The 7,243-nt window shown below is 63.3% G+C and carries 6 protein-coding genes; all 6 read left to right on the forward strand.

Features of this window, described 5'->3' with window-relative positions:
• Positions 1 to 19: 19 nt before the first annotated feature.
• The 6 genes from pqqD (at position 20) to VK804_RS04355 (ending at position 7,071) form a co-directional block, all read left to right on the forward strand.
• Complete coding sequence (gene pqqD / locus VK804_RS04330) at positions 20 to 328, forward strand: pyrroloquinoline quinone biosynthesis peptide chaperone PqqD (protein WP_325368200.1); 309 nt, start codon at positions 20 to 22, stop codon at positions 326 to 328.
• Positions 325 to 1,536, forward strand: coding sequence for a pyrroloquinoline quinone biosynthesis protein PqqE (gene pqqE, locus VK804_RS04335; protein ID WP_325368202.1), 1,212 nt, complete (start codon positions 325 to 327; stop codon positions 1,534 to 1,536). The genes pqqD and pqqE overlap by 4 nt, the downstream gene beginning before the upstream one ends.
• Complete coding sequence (pip, locus tag VK804_RS04340) at positions 1,526 to 2,527, forward strand: prolyl aminopeptidase (RefSeq protein WP_325368204.1); 1,002 nt, start codon at positions 1,526 to 1,528, stop codon at positions 2,525 to 2,527. Before pqqE ends, pip begins: the two co-directional genes overlap by 11 nt.
• Before the next feature lies 1 nt (position 2,528).
• Positions 2,529 to 3,203, forward strand: a complete 675-nt coding sequence (locus VK804_RS04345; protein ID WP_325368206.1) for a hypothetical protein — start codon at positions 2,529 to 2,531, stop codon at positions 3,201 to 3,203.
• A 251-nt stretch (positions 3,204 to 3,454) separates the two neighbouring features.
• Positions 3,455 to 5,254, forward strand: coding sequence for an FAD-dependent oxidoreductase (locus tag VK804_RS04350; RefSeq protein WP_325368208.1), 1,800 nt, complete (start codon positions 3,455 to 3,457; stop codon positions 5,252 to 5,254).
• Entirely contained in the window at positions 5,224 to 7,071 is a 1,848-nt protein-coding gene (locus tag VK804_RS04355) for a 2-oxoacid:acceptor oxidoreductase subunit alpha (protein ID WP_325368210.1), read from the forward strand. The genes VK804_RS04350 and VK804_RS04355 overlap by 31 nt, the downstream gene beginning before the upstream one ends.
• The last annotated feature ends 172 nt before the right edge of the window (positions 7,072 to 7,243 follow it).

Genomic DNA, 7,243 nt, shown 5'->3' on the forward strand with positions numbered 1-7,243 from the left:
GAACGATTGAGAAACCGAGATGGCAAGCCGCAACATCAGCGTCAGCGAAGCGAGCCGGCCGGTGTTGCCGCGGCACGCCAAACTGAAGTTCGATGAGACCCGCCAGGTCTGGGTCATCCTGGCCCCGGAGCGGGTGCTGGCGCCGGACGAGATCGCGGTCGAAGTGCTGAAGCTGTGCGACGGCGTCCGCAGCGTCGGCAACATGGTCGACCTGCTCGCCGCCAAATACGTCGCCGACCGCGGCGCGATCGCAACCGACGTCATCGCCATGCTGCAGGACTTGGCCGACAAGGGGTTTTTGACGCAAGCGCGCGAGAAGACCTCATGAGCCCGACGCTGACGGATGCCCATGTCGCGGCCAACAGCGATCCCGCCGACGGGCTCGCGGTGCTGGAGAACCGCGGCTCGACGGCGGAGACGTTCGGGATTCCGCTCGCCGTGCTCGCCGAGCTGACCCATCGCTGCCCGCTGCAGTGTCCCTATTGCTCCAATCCGGTGGAGCTCGACCGCGGCGGCAGTGAACTTTCCACCGAAGAATGGAAGAAGGTGCTGTCCGAGCTCGCCGAGATCGGCGTGCTGCAAATCCATTTCTCCGGCGGCGAGCCGACCGCGCGCAAGGACCTGGTCGAACTGGTGCAGCACGCCAGCGATGTCGGGCTGTACTCCAACCTCATCACCTCGGCGGTGCTGCTGACGCGCGAAAAACTCTCAGCGCTTGCGGATGCCGGACTGTGCCACGTCCAGATCAGTTTTCAGGGCAACGAGCCCGTGGTCGCCGACCGCGTCGCAGGCTTCAAAAACGCCCACAAGAAAAAGATCGAGGTTGCCAAATGGACGCGCGAGCTTGATTTGCCGCTGACCGTCAACGCCGTCATGCACCGGCAAAACCTGTTCCAGCTGCCCGACATCATCCAGATGGCGGTCGATCTCGACGCCGACCGGCTGGAGGTCGCCAATGTGCAGTATTACGGCTGGGCACTCAGGAACCGCGCGGCGCTGATGCCGACGCTCGCCCAGATCGAGGAGACCAGCCGCATCGTCGAGGACGCCCAGGTGCGGCTGAAGGGCACGCTCGCCATCGACTATGTGGTGCCGGATTATTACGCGCTGCGGCCGAAGAAATGCATGGGCGGCTGGGGCCGGCAGTTCTTCAACATCTCACCGGCGGGGAAAGTCCTGCCCTGCCATGCCGCCGAAAGCATTACCGGGCTCGAATTCTTGTCAGTGCGCTCGAACCATTCGATCGCCTGGATCTGGCAAAACTCCGAAGCCTTCAACCGCTATCGCGGCACCGGATGGATGAAGGAGCCGTGCAAAAGCTGCGAATTCCGGGAAATCGATTTCGGCGGCTGCCGCTGCCAGGCTTTTGCATTGACGGGCGACGCCGGCAACACCGACCCGGCCTGCACGCTGTCGCCGATGCATGAGCGGATTTTCAAGCTGGCCGAACAGGAAGCGGAGGGTAACGACAACCGTTTCCTCTATCGCAATTTCGCCGGCGGTACGCTGGAGACGGGCGGCGACCATGGCGCCTGACGCCGACGCCGGCAAAGCGAAGGCCAATCGCTCCGATCCGTTCGCGCCGCTGACGTCAGAGCTTTTGCCGGTCAGCGGCGGCCACGAGATTTACGTCGAGAGCGTCGGCCGCGCCGACGGCATGCCGGCGGTCTATCTGCATGGCGGTCCCGGCTCCGGTTGCCAGCCCGATCACCGCCGGCTGTTCGACCCCGAGCGCTTCCATGCCATCCTGTTCGACCAACGCGGTGCGGGCCGCAGCCGTCCGCAGGGCCGCCTCGAACACAATACGCTGCCCGACTTGATCGCTGACATGGAGACGATCCGCGAAAAATTTTCGATTCCGCGCTGGATGGTGGTCGGCGGCTCCTGGGGCGCGACGCTGGCGCTGGCTTATGCGCAGACACATCCCGCGCGTGTCAGCGGCATCGTGCTGCGCGCGACCTTTCTCGGCACGCGGGCAGAGCTGGAAGGCGCGTTTCTCGACGCGCTGCCGCGGTTCTATCCCGGTCTCAGCGAAGACTTCGCCGGTGTGTTGCCGCCAGCAGAGCGCGGGCAGCTGCTCGACGCCTACTACCGCCGGATTCTCGATCCCGATCCCGCGGTGCATGGCCCGGCCGCACGCGCCTGGCACGATACCGAGCGAATCCTTTCCGAACATGCGCCTAACCGCGTCCGGCTCGATCCGGCATCGCTGAACTCGTCGCGCGCGCTGCCGGCTACGCCGTTCATGGAAGCGCATTATTTCCAGCACGACTGCTTCATGCGGCCGGGACAGCTGCTGGCCGAAGCCGCAAGGCTTTCCGGAATCCCCGGCCTCATCGTGCAGGGCCGCTACGATCTTTTGTGTCCGCCGGCGACCTCGCGTGCGCTGGCCGCGCTGTGGCCGGACGCAGAGATTCGCATCGTCGAGAGCGCCGGCCATTCGCTGTACGATCGCGGCGTCAGGGATGCCGTGATGAAGGCGATCGCCGACCTCGCTTCCGAGATATCAGCAAAAGGATCATCGTAAAATGCCGCTCGCTGGAAAAGGCATGCTGCTGACGTCGATGGACGTCGACCCCGCCAATGAGCCCGAACTCAACCGCTGGTACGACCGCGAACATCTCGAAGAGCGCGTCGCGATCGACGGCTTCCTCGAGGCGCGGCGCTACGTCGCCCATCGTGGCAGCCCGAAAAATCTGTTCCTCTATTCCACAGCGACGATCGACGTCCTCGACAGCCCGGCCTACCGCGCGCGCCTTGCGAGCCCTACCGATTGGTCGCGCAAGGTCATGGCGTACTTCAAGAACATGATCCGCGTGGTGGCGCGCATCACCGTGAGTCGGGGAACGGGCCGCGGCGCCGCGCTCGGCATCGTACGCCTGCGACCTCCATCCGGCGGCGAGGATGAATTGCGCGCCGCGCTGCGACAGCGGCTCGATCCGGGCGAGTTGGATGGCATCATCTCGATGCATCTGTTGGAAAGCGATCCCAAATTATCCGGACCGACGACCGAGATTCCGGCAGCCGCAGGCCCTGGCGCCGGCGATTGGTTCGTGCTGGTCGACGGGACAGGCGTCGACGCGGTCTCGACGACGCTTGCGACGCGCTTCGGCGCCTCCGTGACCGGGTCGGAAACGCAAATTTCTACAGGCGTTTACCGCCTGATGTGGGACCTTTCGAAAAGCGACCTTCCGCATGGCTAATGGTCCGCGCGGACCATCATTCAGCCACCGTTCATGTTGCACTGCCGCATTCGGGTCGCGAAGGCGTTAATGTTGCCATCATCGAGCCGGTGAAAACCTGATATCGCGCAAAATTGGCTTTGTGCATCATCCTGAATGGCTCTAATAAGATAACCCCATGATCCAATTCAAAAACCACAAGAACGCCGATCCAAGCGTTCGCGGCAAAAAGTAAGGCTGCGCTACAAGATTTTGGCGCGGACACGGTAGGAATGAAACCGACTGATATCGCGGCACCCGACTACTTTCACAAGGTGGTCGATTGCCAGTGGGCCTGTCCCGCGCATACGCCCGTTCCCGAGTACATCCGCCTGATCGCCGAAGGCCGCTACAGCGACGCCTACATGATCAATTGGCGATCGAACGTGTTCCCGGGCATTTTGGGGCGCACCTGCGACCGTCCCTGCGAACCGGCCTGCCGCCGCGGCCGCGTCGAGGAAACGCCGGTCGCGATCTGCCGGCTGAAGCGGGTCGCCGCCGACTTCAAGGACGATGTCAAGCACCGCATGCCGCGGCTGTCGGCGAAAAACGGCAAGCGCATCGCGGTCGTCGGCGGCGGTCCCGCCTCGCTGACGGTGGCGCGCGACCTCGCCCCGCTCGGCTATCACTGCACCGTGTTCGATTCCGACCCCAAGGCCGGCGGCATGATGCGCACGCAAATCCCGAAATTCCGCCTGCCGGATTCCGTGATCGACGAGGAAACCGATTACATCCTCGACCTCGGCATCGAGTTCAAGGGCGGCCAGCGCATCGACAGCCTGAAGCAGCTGCTTGGTGAAAACTTCGATGCCATCTTCATCGGAAGTGGCGCGCCGCGCGGCCGCGAGCTCGAGATTCCCGGCCGCAAGGAAGCGGGCAAGAACATTCACATCGGCATCGACTGGCTCTCCAGCGTGTCATTCGGCCATGTCGAAAAAATCGGCAAGCGCGTCATCGTGCTCGGCGGAGGCAACACCGCGATGGACTGCTGCCGCACTGCGCGCCGCCTCGGCGGCGAGGACGTCAAGGTGATCGTGCGTTCCGGCTTCGAGGAGATGAAGGCAAGTCCCTGGGAGAAAGAGGACGCCATTCACGAGGATATTCCGATCCTCAATTTCATGGTGCCTGTCGTCTTTACCCATGACGATGGCAAGCTGACCGGCGTCACCTTCCAGAAGGTGAAGGCCGAATACGACGCCAAGGGCCGCCGCAACCTGGTGCCTACCGGCGAGCCGGACCAGACCATCGAATGCGACGACGTGCTGGTCGCGGTCGGCCAGGAAAACGCGTTTCCCTGGATCGAGCGCGACTGCGGCGTCGAATTCGACAAATGGAACATGCCCGTGGTCGATCCCAAGACCATGGGGTCGACCAATCCAAAAGTGTTTTTCGGCGGCGATGCCGCGTTCGGGCCGAAGAACATCATCTGGGCGGTGGCGCACGGCCATGACGCCGCACTGTCGATCCACAAGCTGTGCTCCGGCGAGGACATCACCGAGCGGCCATTGCCCGAAGTGGAGATCTCCTCGCAGAAGATGGGCATCCACGAGTGGAGCTATGACAACGACATCTCCGCCGACAAGCGCTACAAGGTGCCGCACCGCGACAAGGTGATCGCGCTGAAGGACATCCGCGCCGAAGTCGAGCTCGGCTATGACGTCAAGCTCGCGCTCGGCGAGGCGCAGCGCTGCCTGAACTGCGATATCCAGACCGTGTTCGCAGCCCCCTTGTGCATCGAGTGCGACGCTTGCGTCGATATCTGCCCGATGGACTGCATCACGTTCACGGAGAATGGCGAGGAAGACGACCTTCGCAGCCGGCTGAAGGCGCCCTCCCCGCATCACGACCAGGCGCTTTACGTCGCCGACGGGCTGAAGACCGGCCGCGTGATGGTCAAGGACGAAGACGTCTGCTTGCATTGCGGCCTGTGCGCCGAACGCTGTCCCACCGGGGCCTGGGACATGCAGAAATACCTTATCGATATGACGCTAGCAGGTACATCATGTCCGTCCAAAAGCCGATCAGCAGCGTAAACGACTTCGTCGTCCGCTTCGCCAACGTCAACGGCTCGGGCTCGGCGAGCGCCAACGAACTGTTCGCGCGTTCGATCCTGCGCCATGGCGTGCCGGTAAGCCCACGCAACGTATTCCCCTCCAACATCCAGGGGCTGCCGACCTGGTACGAGGTGCGGGTGACCGAGGACGGCCATCTCGGAGCCCGCGGCGGCGTCGACATGATGGTGGCGATGAACCCGCAGACCTGGGACAAGGACGTCGCCTCGATCGAGCCCGGCGGCTATCTGTTCTACGATTCGACCAAGCCGATGCCGACGTCGAAGTTCCGCGACGACGTCACCGTGATCGGCGTGCCGCTGACCGCGATCACCAATTCGACCTATACCGACCCGCGCCAGCGCCAGCTGTTCAAGAACATCATCTATCTCGGCGCGCTGTGCGCGCTGCTCGACATGGACCCCAAGCTGGTCGAGCAGCTGATCGGCGAACAATACAAGGGCAAGGAAAAGCTCTTGTCGTCCAACGTCCATGCGCTGCATCTCGGCCGCGACTGGGCGCTGCAGAACCTCAAATGCCCGATCGGGTTGCGCGTCAAGAAGGCCGACAAGGTCGGCGACCGCATCTTCATCGAAGGCAACAGCGCGGCCGCGTTAGGCGCAGTCTATGGCGGCGCCACAGTCTGCGCCTGGTATCCGATCACGCCGTCGTCGTCGCTGGCCGACGCTTTCGGTAGCCATTGCAAGAAGCTGCGGCACGATCCCGAAACCAAAAAAGCGAAATACGCCATCATTCAGGGCGAGGATGAACTGGCCTCGATCGGCATCGTGATCGGCGCGTCCTGGAACGGGGCGCGGGCCTTCACCGCGACTTCCGGCCCCGGCATCTCGCTGATGCAGGAATTCATCGGGCTGTCCTACTTTGCCGAGATCCCGGCCGTGATCATGAACGTGCAGCGCGCCGGCCCCTCGACCGGCATGCCGACGCGCACCCAGCAATGCGACATCCTCTCCTGCGCCTATGCTTCGCATGGCGACACCAAGCATGTGCTGCTGTTTCCGGAAGACCCCGCCGAGGCGTTCGAATTTGCGGCCGCCGCCTTCGATCTCGCCGAGCGGCTGCAGACCACGATCTTCGTTATGCTCGACCTCGACATCGGCATGAACCACCGGCTGTGCCGCCCGCTGAAATGGGATGACGCCAGGCAATATGACCGCGGCAAGGTGATGACCGCGGAGATGCTCGACGAAGGCCGCGACTTCGGCCGCTATCTCGACGTCGACGGCGACGGCATTCCCTATCGCACCTATCCCGGCACCCATCCGACCAAGGGCTCCTACTTCACCCGCGGCACCTCGCGCGACCGCTATGCGCGCTACTCCGAGGAAGGCTCGGTCTACGCCGACAACATGCAGCGGCTGGTGCGCAAATTCGAGACCGCCCAGGACATGGTGCCGCGGCCGTTGCAGGCCAATGCTGCCAAGCCGACCAAATACGGCGTGATCTATTTCGGCTCGACGGCGCCCGCGATGGACGAGGCGACCGGGCTGTTGGAAGCGCGCGGCCATCATCTCGATCGGCTGCGCATTCGCGCCTTCCCGTTCCACTCCAGCGTCGCGAGTTTCCTCGCCGACCACGACTTCGTCTATGTGGTGGAGCAGAATCGCGATTCGCAGCTGCGCTCGCTGATCGTCAACGAGAACGGCATCGATCCCGTCAGGCTGGTGCCGATCCTGCATTATGACGGCACGCCGATCACCGCGCGCTTCATCGCCGGCGCCATCGGCGACCACCAGGACCAGCTCCAGGTCACCCCGCTGCGCAAGGTGAAGTCATGACAGCGCAAAGAAATTCGATGCGATCACCTCTCCCCGCTTGCGGCAGGGGAATCGCATATGGGTTTTCACCGGCTATTGCATTGGAAGGCAAGACGGATTCTGAAGATGACTCCCGGATTATGGAGGGGGTCGAATGCGGAAGTTCAAGAAGGCCTTTGGGCGGTTGCCGGAT

The organism is Bradyrhizobium sp. (genome assembly GCF_035484855.1).
In the GTDB taxonomy this organism is placed as follows: Bacteria; Pseudomonadota; Alphaproteobacteria; order Rhizobiales; family Xanthobacteraceae; genus Bradyrhizobium.

Coding starts and splice junctions, on each gene's coding strand:
- pqqD (WP_325368200.1), top strand. CDS start 20: ATGGCAAGCCGCAACATCAGCGTCAGCGAAGCGAGCCGGCCGGTGTTG.
- pqqE (WP_325368202.1), top strand. CDS start 325: ATGAGCCCGACGCTGACGGATGCCCATGTCGCGGCCAACAGCGATCCC.
- pip (WP_325368204.1), top strand. CDS start 1,526: ATGGCGCCTGACGCCGACGCCGGCAAAGCGAAGGCCAATCGCTCCGAT.
- VK804_RS04345 (WP_325368206.1), top strand. CDS start 2,529: ATGCCGCTCGCTGGAAAAGGCATGCTGCTGACGTCGATGGACGTCGAC.
- VK804_RS04350 (WP_325368208.1), top strand. CDS start 3,455: ATGAAACCGACTGATATCGCGGCACCCGACTACTTTCACAAGGTGGTC.
- VK804_RS04355 (WP_325368210.1), top strand. CDS start 5,224: ATGTCCGTCCAAAAGCCGATCAGCAGCGTAAACGACTTCGTCGTCCGC.